17 protein-coding genes are annotated in these 23,353 nt (G+C 69.1%); 6 read left to right on the top strand and 11 right to left on the bottom strand.

Annotated elements, in window-relative coordinates; all coding sequences use genetic code 11:
• Positions 1–18 precede the first annotated feature (18 nt).
• Positions 19–1,485, bottom strand: a complete 1,467-nt coding sequence (locus ACQY8B_RS19305) for an aldehyde dehydrogenase family protein (RefSeq protein WP_422088179.1) — start codon at positions 1,483–1,485, stop codon at positions 19–21.
• Positions 1,486–1,628: 143 nt separating this feature from the next.
• On the opposite strand from ACQY8B_RS19305, the gene ACQY8B_RS19310 reads away from it, so the two are divergent.
• Positions 1,629–2,594, top strand: coding sequence for a LysR family transcriptional regulator (locus ACQY8B_RS19310; protein WP_422088180.1), 966 nt, complete (start codon positions 1,629–1,631; stop codon positions 2,592–2,594).
• 115 nt (positions 2,595–2,709) lie between these two features.
• Here the strand turns inward: ACQY8B_RS19310 and ACQY8B_RS19315 are convergent, their stop codons facing one another.
• Positions 2,710–3,483: an SDR family NAD(P)-dependent oxidoreductase gene (locus tag ACQY8B_RS19315; RefSeq protein WP_081268559.1), complete on the bottom strand. Its 774-nt coding sequence runs from the start codon at positions 3,481–3,483 to the stop codon at positions 2,710–2,712.
• 141 nt (positions 3,484–3,624) lie between these two features.
• Here ACQY8B_RS19315 and ACQY8B_RS19320 point away from each other — a divergent pair, with 141 nt between their 5' ends.
• Positions 3,625–4,566 carry an SMP-30/gluconolactonase/LRE family protein gene (locus tag ACQY8B_RS19320; RefSeq protein WP_422088181.1) on the top strand — a complete coding sequence of 314 codons (942 nt, stop codon included), beginning with the start codon at positions 3,625–3,627 and terminating at the stop codon, positions 4,564–4,566.
• Positions 4,567–4,577: 11 nt separating this feature from the next.
• On the opposite strand, the gene ACQY8B_RS19325 is transcribed toward ACQY8B_RS19320, so the two are convergent.
• Genes ACQY8B_RS19325 through ACQY8B_RS19335 form a run of 3 tightly spaced genes read right to left on the bottom strand, consistent with a single transcriptional unit; the run spans position 4,578 to position 11,296 of the window.
• Positions 4,578–5,651: an aldose epimerase family protein gene (locus ACQY8B_RS19325; RefSeq protein ID WP_422088182.1), complete on the bottom strand. Its 1,074-nt coding sequence runs from the start codon at positions 5,649–5,651 to the stop codon at positions 4,578–4,580.
• 18 nt (positions 5,652–5,669) lie between these two features.
• Complete coding sequence (locus tag ACQY8B_RS19330) at positions 5,670–6,611, bottom strand: alpha/beta hydrolase family protein (RefSeq protein ID WP_422088183.1); 942 nt, start codon at positions 6,609–6,611, stop codon at positions 5,670–5,672.
• Positions 6,608–11,296, bottom strand: a complete 4,689-nt coding sequence (locus tag ACQY8B_RS19335; protein WP_422088184.1) for a CapA family protein — start codon at positions 11,294–11,296, stop codon at positions 6,608–6,610. Before ACQY8B_RS19335 ends, ACQY8B_RS19330 begins: the two co-directional genes overlap by 4 nt.
• A gap of 324 nt (positions 11,297–11,620) precedes the next feature.
• On the opposite strand from ACQY8B_RS19335, the gene ACQY8B_RS19340 reads away from it, so the two are divergent.
• Positions 11,621–11,923, top strand: a complete 303-nt coding sequence (locus ACQY8B_RS19340; protein ID WP_422088185.1) for a putative quinol monooxygenase — start codon at positions 11,621–11,623, stop codon at positions 11,921–11,923.
• Positions 11,924–11,948: 25 nt separating this feature from the next.
• On the opposite strand, the gene ACQY8B_RS19345 is transcribed toward ACQY8B_RS19340, so the two are convergent.
• A complete protein-coding gene (locus ACQY8B_RS19345) occupies positions 11,949–12,218 on the bottom strand; it encodes a hypothetical protein (RefSeq protein ID WP_422088186.1) in 270 nt (89 codons plus the stop codon).
• Between the two features lie 524 nt (positions 12,219–12,742).
• On the opposite strand from ACQY8B_RS19345, the gene ACQY8B_RS19350 reads away from it, so the two are divergent.
• A complete protein-coding gene (locus tag ACQY8B_RS19350; protein WP_422088187.1) occupies positions 12,743–13,876 on the top strand; it encodes an NADH:flavin oxidoreductase/NADH oxidase in 1,134 nt (377 codons plus the stop codon).
• On the opposite strand, the gene ACQY8B_RS19355 is transcribed toward ACQY8B_RS19350, so the two are convergent.
• Genes ACQY8B_RS19355 through ACQY8B_RS19365 form a run of 3 tightly spaced genes read right to left on the bottom strand, consistent with a single transcriptional unit; the run spans position 13,873 to position 16,184 of the window.
• On the bottom strand, positions 13,873–14,406 hold the full coding sequence (locus ACQY8B_RS19355; protein WP_422088188.1) for a GNAT family N-acetyltransferase: 534 nt from the start codon (positions 14,404–14,406) through the stop codon (positions 13,873–13,875). The genes ACQY8B_RS19350 and ACQY8B_RS19355 overlap by 4 nt on opposite strands.
• 5 nt (positions 14,407–14,411) lie before the next feature.
• On the bottom strand, positions 14,412–15,008 hold the full coding sequence (locus ACQY8B_RS19360; protein WP_422088189.1) for a helix-turn-helix domain-containing protein: 597 nt from the start codon (positions 15,006–15,008) through the stop codon (positions 14,412–14,414).
• 57 nt (positions 15,009–15,065) lie between these two features.
• Complete coding sequence (locus ACQY8B_RS19365) at positions 15,066–16,184, bottom strand: hypothetical protein (protein WP_422088190.1); 1,119 nt, start codon at positions 16,182–16,184, stop codon at positions 15,066–15,068.
• A 172-nt stretch (positions 16,185–16,356) separates the two neighbouring features.
• Here ACQY8B_RS19365 and putA point away from each other — a divergent pair, with 172 nt between their 5' ends.
• Positions 16,357–20,097, top strand: a complete 3,741-nt coding sequence (gene putA, locus ACQY8B_RS19370; protein ID WP_422088191.1) for a trifunctional transcriptional regulator/proline dehydrogenase/L-glutamate gamma-semialdehyde dehydrogenase — start codon at positions 16,357–16,359, stop codon at positions 20,095–20,097.
• 25 nt (positions 20,098–20,122) lie between these two features.
• On the opposite strand, the gene ACQY8B_RS19375 is transcribed toward putA, so the two are convergent.
• The gene (locus ACQY8B_RS19375; protein ID WP_422088192.1) at positions 20,123–20,515 is read right to left on the bottom strand and encodes a carboxymuconolactone decarboxylase family protein; all 393 of its coding nucleotides are present in this window, start codon (positions 20,513–20,515) and stop codon (positions 20,123–20,125) included.
• A 48-nt stretch (positions 20,516–20,563) separates the two neighbouring features.
• Positions 20,564–20,995, bottom strand: a complete 432-nt coding sequence (locus ACQY8B_RS19380; RefSeq protein ID WP_422088193.1) for a YbaN family protein — start codon at positions 20,993–20,995, stop codon at positions 20,564–20,566.
• A gap of 195 nt (positions 20,996–21,190) precedes the next feature.
• Between ACQY8B_RS19380 and ACQY8B_RS19385 the strand changes: the two genes are divergently transcribed.
• Positions 21,191–23,329, top strand: coding sequence for a TonB-dependent siderophore receptor (locus ACQY8B_RS19385; protein WP_422088194.1), 2,139 nt, complete (start codon positions 21,191–21,193; stop codon positions 23,327–23,329).
• The last annotated feature ends 24 nt before the right edge of the window (positions 23,330–23,353 follow it).

The following is a 23,353-nucleotide window of genomic DNA, read 5'->3' on the forward strand; positions in this document are numbered from 1 at the left end:
GAACGAAACCCCGTCAGGTCAGGCCAGCATGTAGCCGGTCTTCACCGTCGTGTAGAACTCCGCGGCGTGGCGCCCTTGTTCGCGCGGCCCGTAGCCCGACCCCTTGCGGCCGCCGAAGGGCACGTGGAAGTCCACCCCCGCGGTCGGCAGATTGACCATCGTCATGCCGACCACGGCATGGCGCCTGAAATGCATGGCGTGCTTCAGCGAATTGGTGCAGATGCCCGCGCACAGGCCGAAGGGCGTGTCGTTGCACAGCGCCAGGGCCTCGTCGTAGTCGTCGGCGCGCAGCACGCAGGCCAGCGGGCCGAAGACTTCCTCGCGCGCGATGCGGTGCGAAGGCTTCGCCAGGAACAGCGCGGGGCTCATGTAGTGGCCGCGGGTGGCGCGCTCCAGCGCCTCGCCGCCCCAGACGTGCTCGGCGCCTTCTTCGCGCGCGATGCCGACCCACGCGAGGTTCTGCGCCAGGCGCTCCTCGTCGGCCACCGGGCCGATGTCGATGCCGCGTTCCAGCGCATGGCCGATCTTCAGCGCCTTGAGCCGCTGCCGCAGCTTTGCCACGAAGGCGTCGTGTACTGCCGCTTCGACGATGAGCCGGCTAGACGCGGTGCAGCGCTGGCCGGCGGAAAAATACGCCCCCTGCACCGCGCAGTCGACGGCGCGGTCCAGGTCGGCGTCGGCCAGCACCACCAGCGCGTTCTTGCCGCCGGTCTCCAGCTGCACCTTCGCGCGCCTCGCGGCGGCGGCCTGCAGAATGCGTTCGCCGTTGGCCGCCGAGCCCGTGAAGCTCAGCGCATCGACCAGCGCGCTGTCGACCAGCGCCTGCCCCACTTCGCGGCCGCTGCCCATCACAAGGTTGAAGGCGCCGGCCGGCAGGGCGGCGCGGCTGATGATCTCGGCCAGCACCCAGCCGCAGGCCGGCACCAGCTCAGCCGGCTTGAACACCACGCTGTTGCCGTGGGCCAGGGCGGGCGCGATCTTCCACGCGGGAATGACGAAGGGCGAGTTCCACGGCGTGATGAGCCCGACCACGCCCACCGGCTCGCGCGTGACGTCGACCTGCACGCCCGCGCGCACCGAGGCCACGTTCTCCCCGCCACCGCCGCCTGCGCCGCTACGGATGGCCTCACCCGCGAAGAACTTGAAGATCTGGCCGGCGCGGGCCACTTCGGCCACGGCCTCGGGCAGCGTCTTGCCTTCCTCGCGCGCCAGCAGCAGGCCCAGGTCGTCCTTGCGCGCCAGCAGCTCGGCGCCGATACGGTCGAGCACATCGGCGCGCCGCTGCGGCGTGCTGTGGCTCCAGTGCGGAAAGGCTTCGGTGGCAGCGCGGATGGCGGCTTCGGCCTGGCGACGGTCGGCGCGTGCGTACTCGGCCACCACTTCGCTGGTGTCCGAGGGATTGGCGCTCACACCGGTGGTCGCGCTGGTTTCCCAACGGCCATTGATGTACTGCCGCACGTTCAGATGAATCTCGCCGTGAATCACCGTGGCGTCGACCTTGTCTCTGTTGTTCTTGAAGTGAGGGCAGTCTAAGAACAGAATCGATATCGATCCAATCGTTTTTTACGCAAAATGCATATCAATCGCTGGATTCTGGAAAACCCGATCAGTCCTTGGTCTTAAGAAAAATGACGAACTACAACCACTGGTTCATCCGCGCCCGGCTCAAGACGCGGCAACTGCTGCTGCTCGTGGCCCTGGCCGAGGAAGGCAACATCCACCGCGCGGCGCAGGTGCTCAACATGACACAGCCGGCCGCCTCCAAGCTGCTGAAAGACCTGGAAGACGTGCTGGAGGTGCCGCTGTTCGACCGCCTGCCGCGCGGCATGCGCCCGACCTGGTACGGCGAGACCATGATCCGCCACGCCCGCGTCGCGCTCGCGAGCCTGAACCAGGCGCACGACGAACTCACCGCACTCAAGGCCGGGCGATTCGGCCAGGTGAGCGTGGGCGCCATCACCGCGCCGGGGCTCACGCTGCTGCCGCCGGCCGTGGCCATGGTCAAGCGCGAGCAGCCCGACCTGCGCGTGTCGCTGGAGATAGAGACCAGCCCGGTGCTGATCGAGCGGCTCGAGCAGGGCAAGCTCGACATCCTGGTGGCGCGCCTGTTTGCCGAGCACGACAAGTCGCAGCTGCGCTACGAGGCTTTGAGCGAAGAGCCGGTGTGTGCGCTGGTGCGGCCGGGCCATCCGCTGCTGGGCGTGAGCAGTCTCACGCTGCGCGACGTGGTGAGCGCCGGCTGGATCGTGCCGCCCGCTGGCAGCGTGCTGCGCCACCGCTTCGAGCTGATGTTCCAGGAAGAAGGCCTGGCACCGCCGACCAACACCATCGAGAGCCCTGCCCTGCTCTTCATCACGCGCATGCTGCAGCAGAGCGACATGGTGGCCGTGCTGGCCACCGACGTGGCACGCTACTACGCATCGCACGGCATCGTGTCGCTGCTGCCGCTGAATATGCCCTGCCACATGGACGCCTTCGGCATCATCACGCGCACCGACCGGCTGCTGTCGCCGGCGGCCAGGGTGATGATGAAGGCGCTGAAGACGGCCAGCGCCAGCGTCTACGGGCGCAAGCTGGAGATGGAGATCGACTGACCGGATTCATTCGAGGAATGCCGCGGAACCGGCTTTGCCGGGCCGCAGGCATTGCCCCTGGGCGAGGGGGTTGGCGAAGCGACACGAAGTGCGCAAAGCCTGGGGGAGTACCTGATTAGGTCCAGCCGGCGTCCACTGTGAATTCCTGAGCCGTACACATCTTCGCGTCGTCGGATGCCAGGAACAGCACCATGCGCGCGATGTCTTCCGGCATCAGCTTGTCGGGCAGGCACTGGTTGCGGTGCAAGGCCTTCTCGCCTTCTTCGTCGAGCCACAGTTTCACCTGCCGCTCGGTCATCACCCAGCCGGGCGACACCGTGTTGATGCGGATGCGGTCGCGGCCCAGATCCACCGCCAGCCCGCGCGTCAGGCCGTTCACCGACGACTTGGCAATCGCATAGCAGGGGTAGCCCGAGCCCTTGGTCTGCCAGCCCGTGGAGCCCAGGTTCACCACCGAGCCGAAGCCCAGCCGCTTCATGCCCGGTACCACCGACTGGATGGCGAACAGCGCCGGCCGCTCGTTGATGGCCATGCGGTTGTCGTAGTAGTCGGGCGTGACCGACTCGAGCGTGTGGCGGTCGTCGCTCGCCACGTTGTTGACCAGCACCGCGAAGTCGCCGAGTTCGCCCGCCGCATCGGCAATGGCCTGCTGCAGCGCGGCGATGTCGCGCACGTCGCACGTGCGCCACCACGGCGCCGCATGGCCGGCCGCCACGATCTGCCGCGCGAGTTCCGCGCTGGCGCTCTCGGCGATGTCGACGAAAGCCACGCGCGCGCCCTGCGCCGCGAATGCCGAGACGATGGCCGCGCCGATGCCGCTGCCGCCGCCGGTGACGAACACCGTGCGGTCCTTCAGGCTCGGATGAATGGAAAGCTGTGGGGAATTCAAGAAAAGGTCTCCAGAAGCCCGGCAAGTGACATTGCAATATGCATATCAATCGATGCCAGTATTTTTAATTTCAGTTATCAATATGCCTTGATACGATCCGCCGCGTCAAGAAGACATGACACCGAGCAACGGAAACAACAAATGAACAAGCACGAGACAAACACCTCTTCTTCTTCCCCCGCACCGGTCGTCGAAGGCGCGCCCGAATGCATCTGGCCCGCCGGCGCCAACCTCGGCGAAGGCACGCTGTGGTCGCAGCGCGAGCAGGCGCTCTACTGGATCGACATCCTCACGCCGCGGCTGTTTCGCCTGGACCCCGCCACCGGCGCGCAACGCACCTGGAGCTTCGACGAGGAGATCACCGCCATCGCCGAGCGCGCCTCGGCGCCGGGCCTCTTCATCACGCTGCGGCGTGGTTTCGCGTTGTTCGACACCACCGTGCCCGGCGACGAGGCGAAGCCGCGCTACCTGCACCAGCCCGAGACCGAGCGCACCGGCAACCGCTTCAACGACGGCAAGTGCGACGCCCGCGGCCGCTTCTGGGCCGGCAGCATGGACTTCGACTGCAAGGCCCCCACCGGCGCGCTCTACCGCTACGACGCCGACGGCCGCTGCACCCGCCACGACGACGGCTTCGAAGTGACCAACGGACCGACCTGGTCGGGCGACGGCCGCACCATGTACTTCAACAACACGGTGCTCAACAAGCTCTACGCCTACGACTTCGACATGGAAGCCGGCACCGTGTCGAACCGCCGCGAATGGCACCGCTTCCCCAAGCCCGACGGCCTGCCGGACGGCATGACCACCGACGCCGCCGGGCGCCTGTGGATCGCGCACTGGGGCGGCTCCTGCGTCACCTGCCACGACCCGGTGAGCGCGGCGGAGCTGTGCCGCATCGCCATACCCGCGAGCCACGTGACCGACTGCGCCTTCGGCGACGCCGACCTGCGCACGCTCTACATCACGACCGCGCGCAACAGCCTCACGCCCGAGCAGCAGGCCGCCGAACCGCTGGCCGGAGGCCTCTTCAAGGTGCGCATCGGCAGCCCCGGCGTGCCGGCGGCGCTGTTCGCGGGCTGAACTTCGCTGCTTCAGCCGATGCCGAACCGGTGCTCGGTCGCACTGCGGAACACCTCGGAAGGTCGCAGCACTGTTGAGGGAAAGTCCGGCCGGTTCGGCGAATCGGGAAAGTGCTGCGTTTCCAGGCACAGGCCGTCGCCCTGCCGCAGGCTCGCGCCGCCGCTGCCCAGCAGGCTGCCGTCGAGGAAGTTGCCCGAATAGAACTGCACGCCGGGTTCGCTGGTGTGCACTTCCATCACGCGGCCCGACGCCTCGTGCGCGAGCCGCGCCGCCAGGGCCAGCCCCTGGTGCGCGGGGCCCCGGTCGAGCACCCAGTTGTGGTCGTAGCCGTGCGCGAGCAGCAGCTGCTCGTGGCCCTGGCGGATGCGCTCGCCGATGAGCGTGCCATCGCGAAAGTCGAAGGGCGTGCCGGCCACGTCGGCCAGGCCGGTCGGGATCAGCGTGGCGTCGACCGGGCAAAAGCGGCTCGCGGGCAGCATCAGCCGGTGGTCCATGACCGAGCCTTCACCCGAAAGATTGAAGTAGTCGTGATGGCTCAGGTTCAGCACCGTGGGCCGGTCGGCCAGCGCGCTGTAGTCGATGCGCCAGGTGTTCGCCGTCGTGCTCAGGGTGTAGCGCACCGTGGCGCGCAGTTCGCCGGGGTAGCCTTCTTCGCCGTCGGGGCTGGTGTAGCGCAGCTCGATGGCGATGTCGCCGCCGGCTTCTTGCGCCGTCAGCGGCACGATGTCCCAGAAGCGCGTGCCGAAGCCCTTCGCGCCGCCATGCAGCGAATTGGGGCCGTCGTTCAGCACGAGTTGGTGAGCCACGCCGTCGAGCGTGAAGCGCCCCGCCGCGATGCGGTTCGCGAAGCGGCCGACGATGGTGCCGAAGTGCGGATGCGGCTTCAGGTATTCCTCCAGCGACGGCAGCCCCAGCACGATGTTCGCGGCCTGCCCGTGCCGGTCGGGCACGCGCAGCGCGGTGACGATGCCGCCGAGGTTGATGGCGCTCAGGCTCAGGCCCCGGCCGTTGTCGAGCGTGTACTCGGTCACGGCGCGGCCGTCGGGCATGCGGCCGTAGGCGCGCGAGGTGATGGATTGGCTCATGGGTGTGCGTTCTGCAGGCTAGGGAAACAGCGCCTCGCGCGCGCACAGCGAGGCGGTGCGCAGGCCGATGCGGTCCGTGAGGTCGTGATATTCGGGCGGCTCGGCCGCGTGCGTGCGGATCTCCACGCGGTGCCCGGCCTTGCCCACCGCGTCGGCAAAGCGCTGCTGCAGCGCGAAGGGTGTGTTGTGGTCGTCGCGGTTGCCGATCAGCACGATGCGCCGCGACGGGTCGCGCGCGATGCCGCCCACGTAGTCGAGCGGGTCGTAGAACTGCGCGCTGCCGGTGGTGTCGGTGCGCCCGCCGTTCGAGCGGCCCAGCAGCGTCGCGCGCTCCAGCAGCCCGTAGGCGCCCGATGTCAGCACCGCGCAGGCCACGCGCGTGCGCCCCAGCGTGAGCAGCGCTGCTCCCGCGGTAGCCCCGCCGCTGTGGCCGAGGATGACGATGCGCTGCAGCTTGTGGCGCTGCATGAGCGCATCGAGCGCGGCGTCCAGCACATGGAACTCCACCAGCTCGCGGCGCTTGCGGTGATCGCCCGACGAGCCGTAGGTGCCCGGCCGCGCGACGAAGACCCATGGCACGCCGGCGCGGTCGCGGCTGCGCTGTGCGTCGAGCGTGCGCAGCGGCTCGGTGTTGCCGGGAATGCGCGTGGGCGCCTGGTCCATCACGCTGTCGCGGTCGCCCGAGAACTGCACGATGGCGATGCGCGCGCCGTCGATGTCGTCGCTCGCGAAGTAGCGGATGCAGGCCGGCCCCTCGGCCGGTTGCACCCACAGGTAGCCGGCACGGTCGGGGCAGCTCGCGCGATCGGCGGGCTGGTTCCAGTGCAGCACCTCGTCGTTGCTGGCGGCAAAGGGGCGCGGCACGTCCGGGCCGGTGCGCTGCGCGCAGGCGGCCTGCGCCAGCGCGCAAAGCACAAGGGCGCAACGGGCATGCCGCCGCAGGAAGCCGAGCATGCTCATAGCTTGCGCAGCAGCACGGGCACCTCGCCGAAGTCGGAGCCGACGCGGTCGCCTTTCACCAGCACCAGGTCGCCATCGCGCAGGAAACCGCCGAGGTAGCCCGCGAGCTGCGCCGCGTCGTCGAAGTGCGGGCCGAGCAGTTCGGCCGGCACTTCCTCGCGCAGCCAGCGCATCTCGTCGCCGTGCGTCACCACATGCGCGATGCCCGACTGCAGCAGCGGCGCGGCCAGGCTGCGGTGCATGGCCTCGGCGTCCTTGTCGAGGTTGATGATGCGGCCCAGCACGCCGATCTTGCGCACGACAGGGCCCTGCGCCGCGCGCTGGAAGCCGCGCACGAACTCCATGGCGTTGCGCATCGACATGACCTCGGCGTTCCAGCTGTCGTCGATCAGCGTGGCCTGCACGCCGGCCTGCGTGCGCAGCGGATGCACCTGCATCACCGAGGCCGGCAGGCGCACATGCGGCATGCGCGCGCAGGCGGCTTCGGCGTCGAAGCCCATGGCCACCAGGGCCGCGAAGGCCAGCGCCGAATTGCGCACCAGCCCCGCGCTGTGCAGCGGGAACGAATACGCCACCGTGCGCCCCGCCATCGCGATGCGCACGCGGCAGCCGCCGCCGGGCTCGGGCTGCGTGTCGACGATGCGGATGTTGGCGTCGGGCCCCGGGCCCACCACCCAGATCGCGCCGGCCGTTCGCGCCGCCGCCTGCACAACCTGCTGCAGGCAGGCGATGTGGTCGGGCACGATGGCCACGCCGCCGGGTTCCAGCCCCAGGAAGATGCGCGACTTGTATTCGGCCGTGAGTTCCAGCGTGGAGGCCTGCCGGGTCTGCGACAAGCCGATCTCGGTGATGACGGCCACGTGCGGCCGCGCCACCAGCGATATGGGGCCGCGCTCCATCCAAAGGCTGCTCTGCGCCATTTCGAGGATGCACACGTCTGCGTCGGCCGCGAGGTTGGCCAGCATGGCCGGCACGCCGACGCGCGAGTTGTAGTTGTCGATGGTGGTGTGCACGCGCGCGCGTTCCGGCAGCAGGTCGCGCAGCATGGCGATGGTGGAGGACTTGCCCACCGTGCCGGTCACGCCCACCAGCAGGCCCTTGTAGCGCGCCCGCGCGGCGGCGCCCAGCGCGAGCATCGCGGCAATCGGGTCGTCCACCCGCAGCAGCGGAAAGGCCGCGTCGAGCCCCTTGACTTCGTGCGCGACCACGGCGCCGGCCAGCGCTTGCTGCAGGCCGGGCAGTTCGAGGTGGCGGTCCCAGTTGTCGGCGCGCGGCTTGCTGTAGCTCTCGTGCACTGCGAGCGTGCGGTAGTCGGAAGCCACGAAGAGCGACGGCCCCGGCAGCATCGACATGTGGATGGGCCCGCGCACCACCGAGTTCACGAACCAGCCCGGCGGCGGCTCGACCAGCCAGCGGCCCCCGGTGATCTGCTGCAGTTGCGCGGCGGTCCACACCGGCGCGGGCTCGTTGCCCTCGCCCGGGCGGTCGACAGCAAGCACGGGTGCGGGGCGCTCGGGCAGCGGCGCCGGGAGTTCCGGCACGCGCAGGCCGCACCACACAGGCAGGCGCCGTGCACGCGAGAGTTCTGGCGGCAGATCGGGCAGGCTGCCGCGTATGCGCACCTCGATTTGCAGCACGTCGCTTTCGAGCAGGCCGGGGCGCGGCGGGCGCAGACCGTAGCGGTCGCGGTAGATGCGCCCGGGCTCCCAGCGGCTGGTGGGCCACATCCAGTCGCAGGGATCGTGGTCCATGCCCTCGCCCCACGGCGGCATCGTGCGGCTGCGCATCGGCAGCGCGCGGAACTGCAGCCGCAGGTCGGCCGCCACGGGCTCGTCGGCGCACCAGAAAGATTCGACCCACAGCATGCGCCGCCCGGCGATCTGCCGGGGCGCGATGCGCAGCCCCAGCAGGCGCAGCGGGCCGAACTGCAGCGGCGTGATGCGCGCATCGAAGGGCACCGCGTCGACCATCCACTCGGGGCGCGGCGTGCGTACCGGGCCGACGACCGGCGTGGGCCGCGAAGGCGGCGCCTTGGCTGCGGCCGGGTCGGCCTGGAACACCGGGCGCTCCGGCGGCGACAGCCGCAAGGCGCAACGCCCGCCCTGCACCACCGCCACCTCCGTGCCGAGCGCGCGGCATTGCGCGGCGAAGCGCGCGCCGAGCGCTTCGGCCTCCTCGCCCGCCAGCTGCCGCGAGAAGCCGTAGCCGACGCCGACCGGCGTGAACACCACCGCCTCCACGCCGCGCAGGCCCAGCGCCAGCGTGAACACGCCGGAGTCGCCGAAGTCGTTGCGGATGGAGTCGAACAGCAGGTCGCCCGCGTCATGCAGGATCGGCCGGCCGCGATAGACCTCGATGCCCTGCAACACATGCGCCGAGGTGCCGAGCACCGCATCCGCACCCGCATCGACGATGGCATGGCCGACGGCGATCTCGGCCGCCGAAGGCTCGGTCTCCAGGTTGGCGCCCCAGTGCACCGCCACCAGCACCACGTCGGCCTCGCGGCGCGCGGCTTCGATGCGCGGTGCGAGTTCGGCGCTCCATGCGGCGGGGTCGTCGAGCGGCAGCCAGGCCGCGCCCGCGCGCTCGGCGGTGGCCGCAAAGCGCGGCTGCGTGGCGTCGAGCGAGAACAGCGCCACGCGCACGCCGCCCGCGCGGCGGAAGGCGGGGCGCAACGCGGCCTCCAGCGTGCGCCCGGTACCGGCGTAGGCGATGCCGGCGGCATCGAGGTGCGCCTGCTGCTCCAGCAGCGCCTCGGCGCCGTAGTCGCCGCTGTGGTTGTTGGCGGTGGCGACCATGCCGATGCCGGCCTCGGTCAGCACGGCGAGCATCTCGGGCCGTGCGCGGTAGTAGTACGGCCCCGCTTCGCCCTTGTCCACGCCCTGCTCGCCGGTGGTCGCGACCACGCATTCGAGGTTGACGATGCGCAGGTCGGCATCGCGCAGCGCGGCGATGTCGCCGAGCATCCTGCGCGCGCCGCCCAGTTCCTGCATGCGGAAGTGCTGGCGCCGCCCCAGGTTCACGTCGCCGCCCCATGCGACGGTGCCGGTGCCTGCGCGCCGCCCTTGCTGTTGGCCCTCGCTCGCCTTCAGCATGCGGTGGTAGGCCACGTAGCCCGACAGGTAGTGCTCCACGTCGTCGATGCGCACGCGGAAGCTGTGGTGCTTGATGAAGAACGAACCCGCGATGCGCTCGGGGTTGCGGAAGAACATCGCCAGCTCGGGCCAGAAGTGGCCGTTGGCAAGGTAGCGCGCGCGCCAGGCCAGCGCGCGGTCGAACTTGTCGCGGTCGAGCTCGGCCAGCAGGGGCCGCAGCGCGGGGTCGGCTTCCAGCCGCAGCACCATGTCGCGCGCGGCCATCATCAGCTCGAGCAGCGTGGGGAAGGTGGTGATGCGCTCGAGCACGAAGTCCAGGTAGCCCGCCACGTTGCGCAGGCCGAACTGGTAGTAGCGCGTCTCGGGCCTGTAGCGGGTGAGTTCGTTGACGCAGTAGCTCAACCAGTGGTCGTGCGCGCGCCAGTGCTCGGCCGTAATGAAGTGCTCGAAGGCTTTCTCGACCACCGCGAGCCAGCGCGCGTCGCGCGTGAGGCCGTACAGCCGCATCAGGCCGAAGGCGGCTTCGCCGTCGTAGTAGATGACTCGGAACTTGTCTTTCACGTCGAGCGCGGGCGCATTCAGCACGTGCACGAAGCTGCCGGTCTCCGCGTCCTGCATGTGGCGGATGCCGAGCGCAAGCTGCTCCAGCAGCGGCAGGAACTGCCGGTCGCCCATGAGCTCGGTGTACTTGACCAGCGCGAGCAGGCACACGGCGCTGCCGCCGAGCTTGATCTCGTTGCCGATGTCCAGCAGGTAGGCGGCGCGCGTGCCGTCGGGCAGCACGGCGGGGCGGATCAGCGTGCCCGCGAGGAAGCCGATCGAGCGGTCGATGGATGCCTTGAGCACGTCGCTGCGCGTGAGCTCCCAGGCCTCGAGCATGGCGTAGGTCGAGCTTGCGTGGCGCAGCGTGTTGTAGGTGGGAATGAGGCGGTCGAAGCAGGGAAACCAGCCGTAGTCGAACTCGCCCGTGGGCTTGACCTGGGCGGCGAGGTAGGTGCTGGCGTCTTCAATGAGGGTGCGTATCTGCGGCGCGTTCCAGTCGGAGAGGGTGCGAAAGCCTGCTGCCTGCCCTTCGGCGGTGATGGGCCATGCGCCCTTGGCGTCGACGTACACGGCGCGGGTGGTGAAGCACCAGACGGGCGCCTCGTCGTCTGACGGAAAGTCGATCTCGCGGCCGAAGCGGCGTTTGCTGAGCAGGTGCAGGTTGCCGGGGTTGGGCTCGGCGTGGTCGACGTCGCCGTTGTAGAGCACCGCGCCGCCGTGCATTTCCTGCGCGAGCAGGGCCAGCTCGAAGCGTGCGTCGAAGGCGATGCCTTCGTTGAAGTAGTTGCGCTTGGTTTGCGCCAACTTCGCCTTGAGCTCGCGCCAGCGCATGGGGGTGACTTTGTCGACGAGTTCGGCGCGCAGGCGTTGCGGCGGCTGTTCGCCGCGGCCGGCCTGCACTGCGATGGCTTCGGCGGCGGCTTGCCATGCGGCCTCGACGTCGGCGCCACGGCCGGATGCCACGCGGGCGCGGCTGCTGCCTTCGCCTGTGGCGAAGAACACGACGCATCCGGCCTCGGGGGTGGCGGGGTTCGTTACGGGCAGCATGCCCGCCGGGTCCGCCAGGGCTCGCCTGGCTCGGGTCAACAAATCGACTAGGGGGTTCGGATCGATGGTCATGCAGCGGCGAATGATGACAGGGCGTCGAGCGGCTTGCCATCCCGTCAATCCATGGGATTGCTTGTTGGTTGCCGGAGTCGCACTTCGTTCAGGGCATGTGCACAGGCCACCGGGTGCGCCGCTGAGCTTTTTACGAACGGCGAGCGTCGATGAACCAAAAATAGTCGGCAACATGGACATTGAAATGGCGCAGACTGCTCTGCCCTATGCGACCAGGATCGGTCGCGTTCTTTGAAAGAAAGGAAGCATGTCATGGTCACAGTCGCGTTGTTCGTTCGCCTGGAAGCGAAGCCCGGGAAAGAGAAAGACGTCGAGAGTTTTCTCAAGGGTGGTCTTCCTCTCGTCATGGAAGAGCCAGCCACTACCGCCTGGTTCGGCATTCGCCTTGGGCCGTCGACCTTTGGAATCTTCGATGCCTTTCCGGATGACGCAGGCCGCCAGGCGCATCTGTCGGGCAAGGTTGCGGCGGCCTTGATGGCACAGGCGGGGGAGTTGTTCTCCGAGCCGCCGTCCATTCAAAGTGTCGACGTGCTTGCGGCAAAGCTACCCGGCTAGGCAACCCATCAGGGCGCGCCAGCCGCTAGCCGCCGGTCTCAGGCGCCGCGCGTCGCGCCTTCTCGTTCAGCTGAAACAGTTGCCCCGCCTTGCGAGCCATATCAGCCGCGAGCCAAAGCAGGTTGTCCAGTTGCCGAGGCCCTTCGCCGCTGCGCCAGTCGATGCCTTCGCCGTGGCATACCCACAGGAGCGCTTCGAGTTGAGAGAGTGTGTTTTCGAGAAGCTCCGCCGGGCCCTGGGCGTTGTCTTCGGAAGCTACCGGCGTGCGAGGCCGGGCTATAGTCTTGGTAGCCATTTTTGTGCGGTTCCTTCCAAGGTGGTTGCACGAACCTGGTTAGACGGTCGGGGTGCTCGATACACCCCGGCCGTCGCCTTTTGATACCTCGCATCTGCATCGCTGCTTTCGCACCGACGACCTGCCGCGAGGCAAGCAGCCTTCGAACATCTGGGTGGTGGGTGTGTTGCGCCTTCCTTCCCCCTTGGTGGGGTCTCGAGTGACAGGGGCATTCACTCTAGAGAAGAACCCGCCAAAATAGCCGCGCCATGCGGCACGAAGTCCCGACTACCGCCAACAAATGCAGCTTCCGCAGCAGCACTGAACGCTCACGCTGGCGGGGTGCCTTGCGCAGCGAAATAGAGGAGGAGGCCGAAGGCCGGGGGACATTCGCGGAGCAAGGTACCCCGTCGGCGTGAGCACGCCCTGAAGACATCCCACACACAAGCCTTCGATACCGCATCGAGCAGCAAGGCTTCTGCCTCGTCGGCCGTGCGAATCGCCCTCGAGCCGCAGAATTGCCGCTCCTGTGGAGCCGCACCGTCATGAGTCAACCAACATTCCCGCCCCGCCTGTTCGAGCCCCTGAAGCTCGGCCAACTCGACATAGACAACCGCATCGTCATCGCGCCGATGTGCCAGTACTCCGCCACGGAAGGCACGCCGGGCGACTGGCACCTTATCCACCTCGGCCACCTGGCGCTCTCTGGCGCGGGGCTGCTGATCATCGAGGCGACGGCTGTGGAGGTCCAAGGGCGCATCTCGCCCGGTGACCTCGGCCTTTATTCCGATGCCAATGAAGAAGGCCTGGCGCGGGTGCTGCATGCCACGCGCGCGTATTCGCCCATCAAGATCGCCATGCAACTGGGGCACGCGGGGCGCAAGGCGTCGAGCCGCGCGCCGTGGGAAGGCGGCAAGCAGATCCGCCCCGGCGAGCCCGGCGGATGGAAGGCTTATGCGCCCTCGCCCGTGCCGCATTCGCCCACCGAAGACCCGCCCATCGCGCTCGACGCTGCCGGCCTGCGGCGCGTGCGCGACGCCTTCGTGGCGGCGGCACGGCGCGCGGCGCGGCTGGGCATCGACGGCATCGAGATCCACGCGGCGCACGGCTACCTGCTGCACCAGTTCCTGTCGCCCATTGCCAACCATCGCGACGACGAATACGGCGGCAGCCTCGAGAACCGCATGCGCTTTCCGCTCGAGGTGTTCGACGCGGTGCGCGAAGCCTTTCCGGCCGAGCGGCCGGTGTGGGTGCGCGTGTCGGCCAGCGACTGGGTGCCCGGCGGCTGGGACCTCGACGGCACGGTCGCGTTCTCGCAGGCGCTGAAGGCACGCAGCTGCGCGGCCATCCATGTGTCGAGCGGCGGCGTGTCGCCGCAGCAGGCCATCACGCTGGGCGCGGGCTACCAGGTGCCGTTCGCGGCACGCATCAAGGCCGAGGTCGGGCTGCCGACCATCGCCGTCGGGCTCATCACCGAGCCGGCCCATGCCGAGGCCATCATTGCCGACGGGCAGGCCGATGCGGTGTCGCTGGCCCGCGCGATGCTGTACGACCCGCGCTGGCCGTGGCACGCGGCGGCCGAACTGGGCGCGCAGGTGAAGGCGCCGCACCAGTACTGGCGCTCGCAGCCGCGCGAGTTCAAGGACCTGTTCGAGAACGCGGCTTTCGGCGCGCGCTAGACGCCGGCCAGTTCCAAGTAGAAGAAGGTGGTGGCGCACGGCTCGCCCTGCGGCAGCAGCGCGAAGCCGGGAACGCTGCCCACCCTCGTCCACCCGGTGCGGGCGTAGAGGCGTTCGGCCTCGGGGCTGGAGGTGTCGAGCACCAGCAGCGTCTTGCCGCGCTCGCGTGCCTGCTGCTCGGCCGCCCGCATCAGCAGCTCGCCGATGCCCCGGCACCGCGCCCTGCGGTGCACCAGCATCTTGGAAACCTCTCCGCGATGCGGCTGGTTCTCGGGCTGCGCCAGCACCACCTGCACGGTGCCGACGATGCCTTCGGCGTCCTCGGCGACCAGCAAGTCGCGCTCGCCGGCGGCCACGCCCGCGGCCACGTTGCGCCAGAAAGCCTGCGCGCGCCCGGGCGTGAGCGGATGCATGAAGCTGACCGACGCGCCGCCGTCGACGCAATCGATCAGCAGGTCGGCCAGCGCCTGCAGCTGGCCATCGCCCACCGTCGAAAGAAGTCGGATGCGGGGCGCTTCGAAATTCGTCATGTCGTTCATCTCCACGAAAAAGGCAGGGTTGCGATCACCACGGCGTAGCGGGTGGTCTCGCGCGAGGGGTTGTAGTAGCTCATGGGGCGGTCGAGCACCATCGCCAGGCAGTCGCCGGTGGCGAGCCGGTGGTTTTCATCGCCCAGCGTGAGTTCGATGACGCCGTCGAGCACCCACACCTGCTGGTGGATGAGCGGCTCGCGCGCCGCGGTTTCGTAGGCCACGCGCGCCTTGGGCGGAAACAGCACCTCGACGATCTGTATGGGCGAGGCGAAGCCGCTGGGCGACACATTGCGCCGCACGTAGCCGGAGTGCGGGTCGCGCCACTGCAACTGGCCAGCCAGCCGCGATACCGGGTCGGCGGCGGGCGCGGGCGCCTCGAACAACGAGGCCAGCGACACGCCGAGACCGGTCGCGAGTTTTTCGAGCAGCACGGCGGTGGGACTGCTTTCGCCGCGCTCGATCAGCGAGATCATGGAACGGCTGACGCCGCAGTGCGTGGCCAGCGCGTCGAGCGACAGGCCGCGCTGCGCGCGCAGGTCGCGCACGCGCTGCGCGATGCGGTCGTTCAGCCCGGAGAGGGTTTCTTCTTTTTCCTTCATATTGGATGAAATATCCATCATGAGGGAATTTACGTCAAGCCTCCCGGCAGTTCGCCCTCACCGGGAAGGGCCGATCAATGCGGCGCGCGCGGCCTCCGAGGGAAAGACGCAGGCCACGTCGTGCGCGCAGCCCGGCACGACCACAACTTGGCGCTGCTTGCCGGGCGCGAGCACCGCGCGGTCGTACTGCGCATAGGCGAGGCCACGCTGCAGGCGGAACGAGCCTTGCGCGAGCGCCGCGCAGGACCGGTCGAGAACGCGATAGGCCGTGCCCTTGGCGTCGTTGCTGTCGAGCGCGCCTTCAAGGTAGCTGATGTCGGCTTCCGCATACTGCCGGCGCGCCTGCTCCGCGCTGCGCCCAAGGTGCGCGGGCAGGTCGTCGGTGCCGTACTTCCAGCGGTTCATCTCGGGGCATGCGGTGGCATCGGGCACCGCGAATCCCGCGACCGACGTGCCGTCGGTTGCGAACTGCGGGCGCACCGGGTCGAAATAGAGCCACGTGCTCGGGTCGGCAACCACGTAGCGGACGGCCACCTTGCCCAACGTGCCCGCTGTGCCGCCGATCTGCGCGAAGGCGGCATAGCGCTGCACGAACTGCCCGCCCGCCGAGAAGCCGGCGATGGTGATGGTGCGCAAGCCCGGCCAGCGCTGCACCAACTCGGCCACGAGAGCGTCCATGACCGCGAACGAGCCGATGCGGCTGCCCGATGCCGAACGACCGCCTTCGAGCCAGGAGCCGCAGGTCCACAACAGGTCGCCGGACTGCGGTGCGGGCAGGCCCGGCGTGTTGCAGCGGCCTGCCGCGGCTTTGTCGGCGGGCACCTGGAAGAGCGGCGCGATCACCAGCGTGTCGCCCAGCGTGCCGGCGTTGCGGACGGTGCGCAGCGTTGCCTCGAAGGTCTTGTTGGCATCGCGCGAATGGCCGTGCATGGCGATGAGCGCCTTCGTCGGCCCGGCTGCGGTGGCAGTTGCGGCCGTCGCGGCCGGGGCATCGGGATCGAGCGAGGCGTAGTAGTGCAGTGCACCTGCGGCACCGGCCGGCGTGAAGCTGCGCAGGCAGTCCGCAGCCGCCGAAAACGTGCAGACGGAGAAGTCGGCTGCTGCCGCATATGCCGGCCAGCACGCCGGCAGGCACACGGCCGCGAGGAAAAGAAAGAGCCTTCTGTAGCTGGGCATGTTCGCGAGACTGCAAGGATGGAGCGCGGATTCTCTGCCTGCCGCCATCTGCGAACCTGACTGCCTCTGGCCGACCCAACCTAGCGATTTACTCTGCCAAAGCACAATTCTTCGAACACAAATTCGGCAATGAGGCGCAGATCATCCAACATATCTCCAGCATGAGCCGCACATGAGCACCACCACCGACTCCGACCCCCTGCCCTCCTCGTTCGCGGCATTCGCCGACGCGCTGCCGCCCGGGCCTTCGCCGCTGCGCGAGCAGATCACCGCGGCATGGCGCCGCGCCGAACCCGAGGCGCTGCCGCCGCTCCTCGAACAGGCCCGACTGCCGCGCGGGCAGGCCGAAGAGGCGCATGCGCTGGCGCATCGCATCGCGCAGCAACTGCGCTCGCGCAAGAACGCGAGCGGCCGCGCCGGCCTCGTGCAGGGGCTGCTGCAGGAATACGCGCTGTCGTCCCAGGAAGGCGTGGCGCTCATGTGCCTGGCCGAAGCGCTGCTGCGCATTCCCGATGCCGAAACGCGCAACGCGCTGATCCGCGACAAGATCGCCCACGGCCAGTGGCAGACGCATGCGGGCCGCAGCCCGTCGGTGTTCGTCAACGCCGCCACCTGGGGCCTGCTGCTGACCGGCAAGCTGGTGGCCACGCACAGCGAGACCGGCCTGTCGGCCGTGCTCACGCGCCTGATCGGCAAGGGCGGCGAGCCGTTGATCCGCAAGGGCGTGGACATGGCGATGCGCATGATGGGCGAGCAGTTCGTCACCGGAGAAACCATCGGGCAGGCGCTGGGCAATGCGCGCGAGCTGGAGGCGCAGGGCTTTCGCTATTCGTACGACATGCTCGGCGAGGCCGCGCTCACCATGGAAGACGCCAGGCGCTACAAGCTGGCGTATGAAGAGGCGATTCACGCGATCGGCAAGGCCTCGAATGCGCGCGGCGTGTATGAAGGCCCGGGCATCTCGATCAAGCTGTCGGCGCTGCACCCGCGCTACAGCCGCGCGCAGCACGCGCGCGTGATGGCCGAGCTGTACCCGGTGCTGCGCGAACTGACGCTGCTGGCGCAGCGCTACGACATCGGCCTGAACATCGACGCCGAGGAAGCCGACCGGCTGGAGCTGTCGCTCGACCTGCTGGAGCGCCTGTGCTTCGAGCCGGCGCTCGCGGGCTGGAACGGCATCGGCTTCGTGATCCAGGCGTACCAGAAGCGCTGCCCCTTCGTGATCGACTACGTGATCGACCTCGCGCGCCGCAGCCGCCACCGGCTGATGGTGCGGCTGGTGAAGGGCGCCTACTGGGACAGCGAGATCAAGCGCGCGCAGATCGACGGGCTCGACGGCTACCCGGTCTACACGCGCAAGGCCTACACCGATGTGTCTTACCTCGCCTGCGCGCGCAGGCTGCTCGCCGCGCCGGAGGCGGTGTACCCGCAGTTCGCCACGCACAACGCCCACACGCTGGCCGCCATCTACACGATGGCCGATCCGTCGCGCTACCAGCCGGGGCAGTACGAGTTCCAGTGCCTGCACGGCATGGGCGAGCCGCTGTACGAGCAGGTAGTCGGCCCGCTCGGACGGCCATGCCGCATCTATGCGCCCGTGGGCACGCACGAGACGCTGCTGGCCTACCTGGTGCGCCGCCTGCTGGAGAACGGCGCGAACACCTCGTTCGTGAACCGCATCGCCGACCCGACGATTTCGCTCGAAGCTCTGGTGGAAGACCCGGTGGCAACGGTGGAACACATGGCCGCGCAGGAAGGCACCGTGGGGCTGCCGCATCCAGCCATCGCGCTGCCTGCGGCGCTGTACGGCACGCAGCGCCGCAACTCGCGCGGGCTCGATCTTGCGAACGACGACAGCCTGCGCCTGCTGGGCCAGACCCTGCGGGCCACCGCGCATGAAGGCTGGCATGCCGAGCCGATGCTGGCGGTGGGCGCCGACACGCAAAGCGAACCGGCCGATGTGCTGAACCCGGCCGACCATCGCGATGTGGTCGGGCAGGTGCGGGAGGCCACATCGGCCGATGTCGAATCGGCCGTCTCGCAAGCCGCCGGCATTGCCGCAGCATGGGCCGCCACGCCGCCCGCCGAACGCGCCGCCATGCTCGATCGCGCCGCCGACCTGCTCGAAGAACAAATGCCGCGCCTGCTCGGCCTGCTGGCGCGCGAGGCTGGAAAGACCTATGCCAACGCCATCGCCGAAGTGCGCGAGGCGGTGGACTTCTTGCGCTTCTACGCGGCGCAGGCCAGGAGCGATTTTTCGAACGACACCCACCGCGCGCTCGGCCCGATGGTCTGCATCAGCCCATGGAATTTTCCGCTCGCGATCTTCACCGGCCAGGTGGCCGCCGCGCTCGCGGCGGGCAACCCGGTGCTCGCCAAGCCGGCCGAGCAAACGCCGCTGGTCGCCGCCGAGGCGGTGCGCGCGCTGTGGCAGGCCGGCGTGCCGCGCGCCGCGGTGCAACTGCTGCCAGGACGCGGCGAGACGGTGGGCGCCAGCCTGGTCGCCGATGCGCGCGTGCAGGGCGTGATGTTCACCGGCTCGACCGAGGTCGCGCGCATCCTGCAGAAGACGCTGTCGCAGCGCCTCGGTGCCCACGGCGCGCCGGTGCCGCTGATCGCCGAGACGGGCGGGCAGAACGCGATGATCGTGGACTCCTCCGCGCTGGTGGAGCAGGTCGTCACCGACGTGATGGCCTCCGCCTTCGACAGCGCCGGCCAGCGCTGCTCCGCGCTGCGCGTGCTGTGCGTGCAGGAAGAGGCGGCCGACCGGCTCGTCGAGATGCTCGAAGGCGCCATGGCCGAGGCCTGCATCGGCAACCCCGCATGGCTGGCAGTGGACGTGGGCCCGGTGATCGACGCGGAGGCGCGCGACGGCATCGAGCGCCACATCGCGGCCATGCGCTCGCGCGGCCACAAGGTCTACCGCCAGGGCCGCGAGCATGGGCAGGACACGCGCCAAGGCACCTTCGTGATGCCCACGCTGATCGAGCTCGACAGCATTTCGGAACTGCAGCGCGAAGTGTTCGGCCCGGTGCTGCACCTGGTGCGCTACCGCCGGCGCGACCTTGGCGCGCTGGTCGGGCAGATCAACGGCACGGGCTACGGCCTGACGCTGGGGGTGCACACGCGCATCGACGAGACCATCGCGCAGATCGTGCAGGACGCCAAGGCGGGCAACGTGTACGTCAACCGCAACATCGTGGGCGCTGTGGTGGGCGTGCAGCCCTTCGGCGGCGAAGGGCTGTCGGGCACGGGGCCGAAGGCGGGCGGGCCGCTGTACATGCTGCGCATGCTGTCGAAGCGGCCCGACGATGCGATGGCGCGGGCGATGGATGGCGACGGCGCTTCCGAGGCGGTGCCGAACGCAGGGCTGTCGGCGCTGGCCCGCTGGGCGCGGGACAACGGACGCGACGCGCTGGCCGTGCAGTGCGCACGCTTTGCATCGCTGTCGCGCGCCGGCGATTCACGCACGCTGGCCGGCCCGACCGGCGAGCGCAACGTCTACACGCTGCTGCCCCGCGAGGCGGTGCTTTGCCTGGCCGGCACGGAGGCCGACCGGCTGGCGCAACTGGCGGCCGTGCTGTCGGTGGGCAGCACCGCCATCTGGCCGGCCGATGCCGACACGCAGGCCTTGCGTGCGTCGCTGCCCGCCGAAGTGCGGCAAAGCGTGGCCATCGCCAGCGACTGGTCTTCACCGACCGTGGCCTTCGACGCCGCGCTGCACCACGGCGACGAAAGCGGCCTGGCCGATGCGATGCAGCGCATTGCCGCGCGCCCCGGCCCCATCGTCGGCGTGCGCGCCTTCGCGCCGGGCGATGCGGACATTCCGCTCGAAAGCCTGGTGGTGGAGCGCGCGCTCAGCGTCAACACCGCGGCAGCGGGCGGGAACGCGAGCCTGATGACCATCGGCTGAGTGCCGCCGGCCGGCCGACCGATCGCTACTTGTCGAACGCCGGATCGATCGGCACGCGGTAGCCGTTGACCAGCCGGTTGGTCTCGTTGGCCATGCCGACCACGGCCATCAGCTCGGCGAACATCTGCGGCGTCATGCCGGCCTTGGCCGCGCCTGCATGATGGCTGGCGATGCAATAGCCGCAGTTGTTGGTGACGCTCACCGCGAGGTAGACCATTTCCTTGACCACCGGGTCGAGCGCGCCGGGCGCCATCACCTCCTTGAGGCTGCCCCAGGTGCGCTTGAGCGTGGCGGGGTCGTTGGCGAGGTACTTCCAGAAGTTGTTGACGTCGGGCACATTGCGCGATGTCTTGATGTCGTCGAACACGGCCTTGACGTCGTCGGAGGCGGCGGCGTACTCGATGGGTTGTGGCTTCACTATTCAATCTCCTGGGACGAAGGCCGCATTGTGGAGCGGCCATCGCCATCAGGCATCCGGCTCCGGCCGCCGCCACAGCCATGCGAGCACGACGGCCATCGAGCCGATGCCGAGCCCCGCCAGCCACGGCTTGTGCGCGGTGAGCGCGATGACGACGGCACAGAACGCCATCGCCGCGGTGGCGCTCCACTTGGCGCGGCGGCTCACGGTGCGGCCGTTTTCCCAGTTGCGCAGGATGGGGCCGAACAGCCGATGCTCCAGCAGCCAGCGATGCAGGCGGGGCGAGCTGCGCGCGGCGGCCCATGCGGCCATCAGCACGAACACCGTCGTCGGCATGCCCGGCACGATCACGCCGATGACGGCCAGCACGAGGCACAGCGCGGCAAACGCCAGCAACAGCCAGCGGGCGGCCAATGGCAACGGGCGCGGCACGGCGACGGTGGCATCCGCGGAGGGCAGGTTCTTTTCTTCGGCGGGCATCACGAGCCGATTGTCTTTCAACGCACCACGCGCAGCGCCACCGGCTCGTTGCAGTTGCCGACCAAGTTGTCTTGATAACAGGAATTCACAAATGAGATTCATTATCATCACGGCCTTCGCGGCGTGGTTTCGACGTCGCGACCCGGGCATCTTCCGTCGCCCGGCCATCGGCCCTCTTACAGCGCAACTTTTCTCGTGATTTTTCCAACCTCTTCTTCTCCTCTTCCTTTCGCGCGCGCTTTTGCCGCCCTGCTCGCGCTGGCCCCTGCCACCGACCTGCTCGCGCAGCAGGCGCCGGATGCCGGCTCCGCCAACACGCTCAAGACGACCGAGATCCACGACCAGTCGGAGGGCGCGGCTTCCGGCTATGCAGGCCCTCGCGGCGGCACCGCCGCGACGCGCACCGAGACCCCGCTGATCGAAGTGCCGCAGGCGGTGCGGGTCGTGCCGCGCCAGTTGATCGATGACCTGGGCGCGACGCGGCTGGGCGACACCATCGACTACGTCAGCGGCATCGCGCGGCTCAACGACTTCGGCGGCACCTGGGACAACTTCGCAATCCGGGGCTTCAGCAACACGGAAGGCGGCTCGCTGCTCAACGGCTTTCCCTCGGGCCGGGGCTACGGACCGCAGCGCGACGTGGCGAGCGTCGAACGCGTCGAATTCCTCAAAGGCCCGGCCGCGGCGCTCTACGGCAGCAGCGAACCCGGCGGAACCATCAACGTCGTGACAAAGAAGCCACAATTCACCGCCGCGCACACCGTCGGCGTGGAGGTCGGCACGCTGGGCTTCCGGCGCACGACGCTGGACACCACCGGCCCGCTGGGCAGCAGCTTTGCCTATCGGCTCAACGCGGTGGCGGAGGACGGCGCCAGCCGCAGCGGGTTGATCGACAGCCGCAAGCAGGTACTGGCACCGGCGCTGACCTGGACACCCGACAGCCGCACGGTGGTGCAGTACGAGGCCGAACTCGTGCGCATCCGCGCGCCGCTCGACCGCGGCCTGATCCAGATCAACGGCAATGTCGGCGTCCTTCCGCGCGACCGCTTCCTGGGCGAGCCCGACCGGGACAACATGCACATCGAGGGCGACACCCATCAACTGACGGTTGACCGCGAACTGGGCCAGGGCTGGCGGGCCCGGGTCGGCACGTCCTACCGCGAGACCCGTTACTTCGGCGACGCGGTCGACCTCAACAGCACGCTGAGGGCCGACGGCCGCACCCTCAACCGGCGGGACAGCTGGCGCAGCCTGCCGTCGCGCGACACGTCGGTGCAGGCCGAAGTCGAGGGCAAGTTCAGTACCGGCGGCATCGGCCACACGCTGCTGGCGGGGGTGGAGTCCTGGCGGCTCTTCATGGGTCAGTACGGCGACTATTCGAGCGTGGCCACGGCGCCATATGCGATCGATATCTACCAGCCGCTCTACGGCCAGGCCCGCACGGCACCGCTCTCGCCCCTGTTCAACACACGCGACGACCAGCGCGCCACCGGCGTCTTCGTGCAAGACCAGATCGACCTGTCGGCGCAATGGAAGCTGCTGGCCGGCGTGCGCTTCGACCGCTTCCACCAGAACTACGACGACCTGCTGGCACGCAAGTCCGCCGCCCAGAGCCATTCGGCCACTTCGCCGCGCGTGGGCATCACCTATCTCGTGAGCGACCGGCTGTCCTTCTATGCCAGCGCCGGCAAGTCCTTCAGGCCCAACTCTGGCGGAGACGAGAACGGCAACGCGTTCGCGCCGCAATCGGGCCGCGCGCTGGAAGCCGGCGCCAAATGGCTGTCGGCCGACGAGCGGCTGACCGCAACGATGGCGGTGTTCGACATCCGCAAGAGCAACGTGCTCACCCGCAGCCCGACCAACCCCAACTTCAACGTAGCCGCCGGCCAGGCGCGCAGCCGCGGCATCGAGGCCGACGTTGCCGGCCAGCTGGACGCGCACTGGCGCCTTACCGGGAACCTGGCCTATACCGACACCGAAGTCACCCGCGACAACAACCCGGCCATGCTCGGGCGCAGGCTGGCCAACATCCCGCGCGTCAGCGGCGGCCTGTTCGCCATCCGCGAGGACAGGCTGCTCGACGGCCGCTACGGCATCGGCGGCGGCCTGGTGCATGTGGGCGAGCGCACCGGCAACGCCACCGACACCTACCGGCTGCCTGCCTACACCACCGTGCGCCTGACTGCCTACTGGCAGATCAATCCGCGCGTTCGGGTCACCCTCGATGTCAACAACCTGTTCGACAAGACCTTCTACGTCGCTTCGTGGAACAACCTGACGGTGCTGCCCGGCCTGGGCCGGCAAGTTGTGGCGGGACTGCAGGCGAAGTTCTGACGGCCCGCCGCGACGGCACCGCAG

This window comes from Variovorax sp. (assembly GCF_965279555.1).
GTDB lineage: Bacteria > Pseudomonadota > Gammaproteobacteria > Burkholderiales > Burkholderiaceae_C > Variovorax.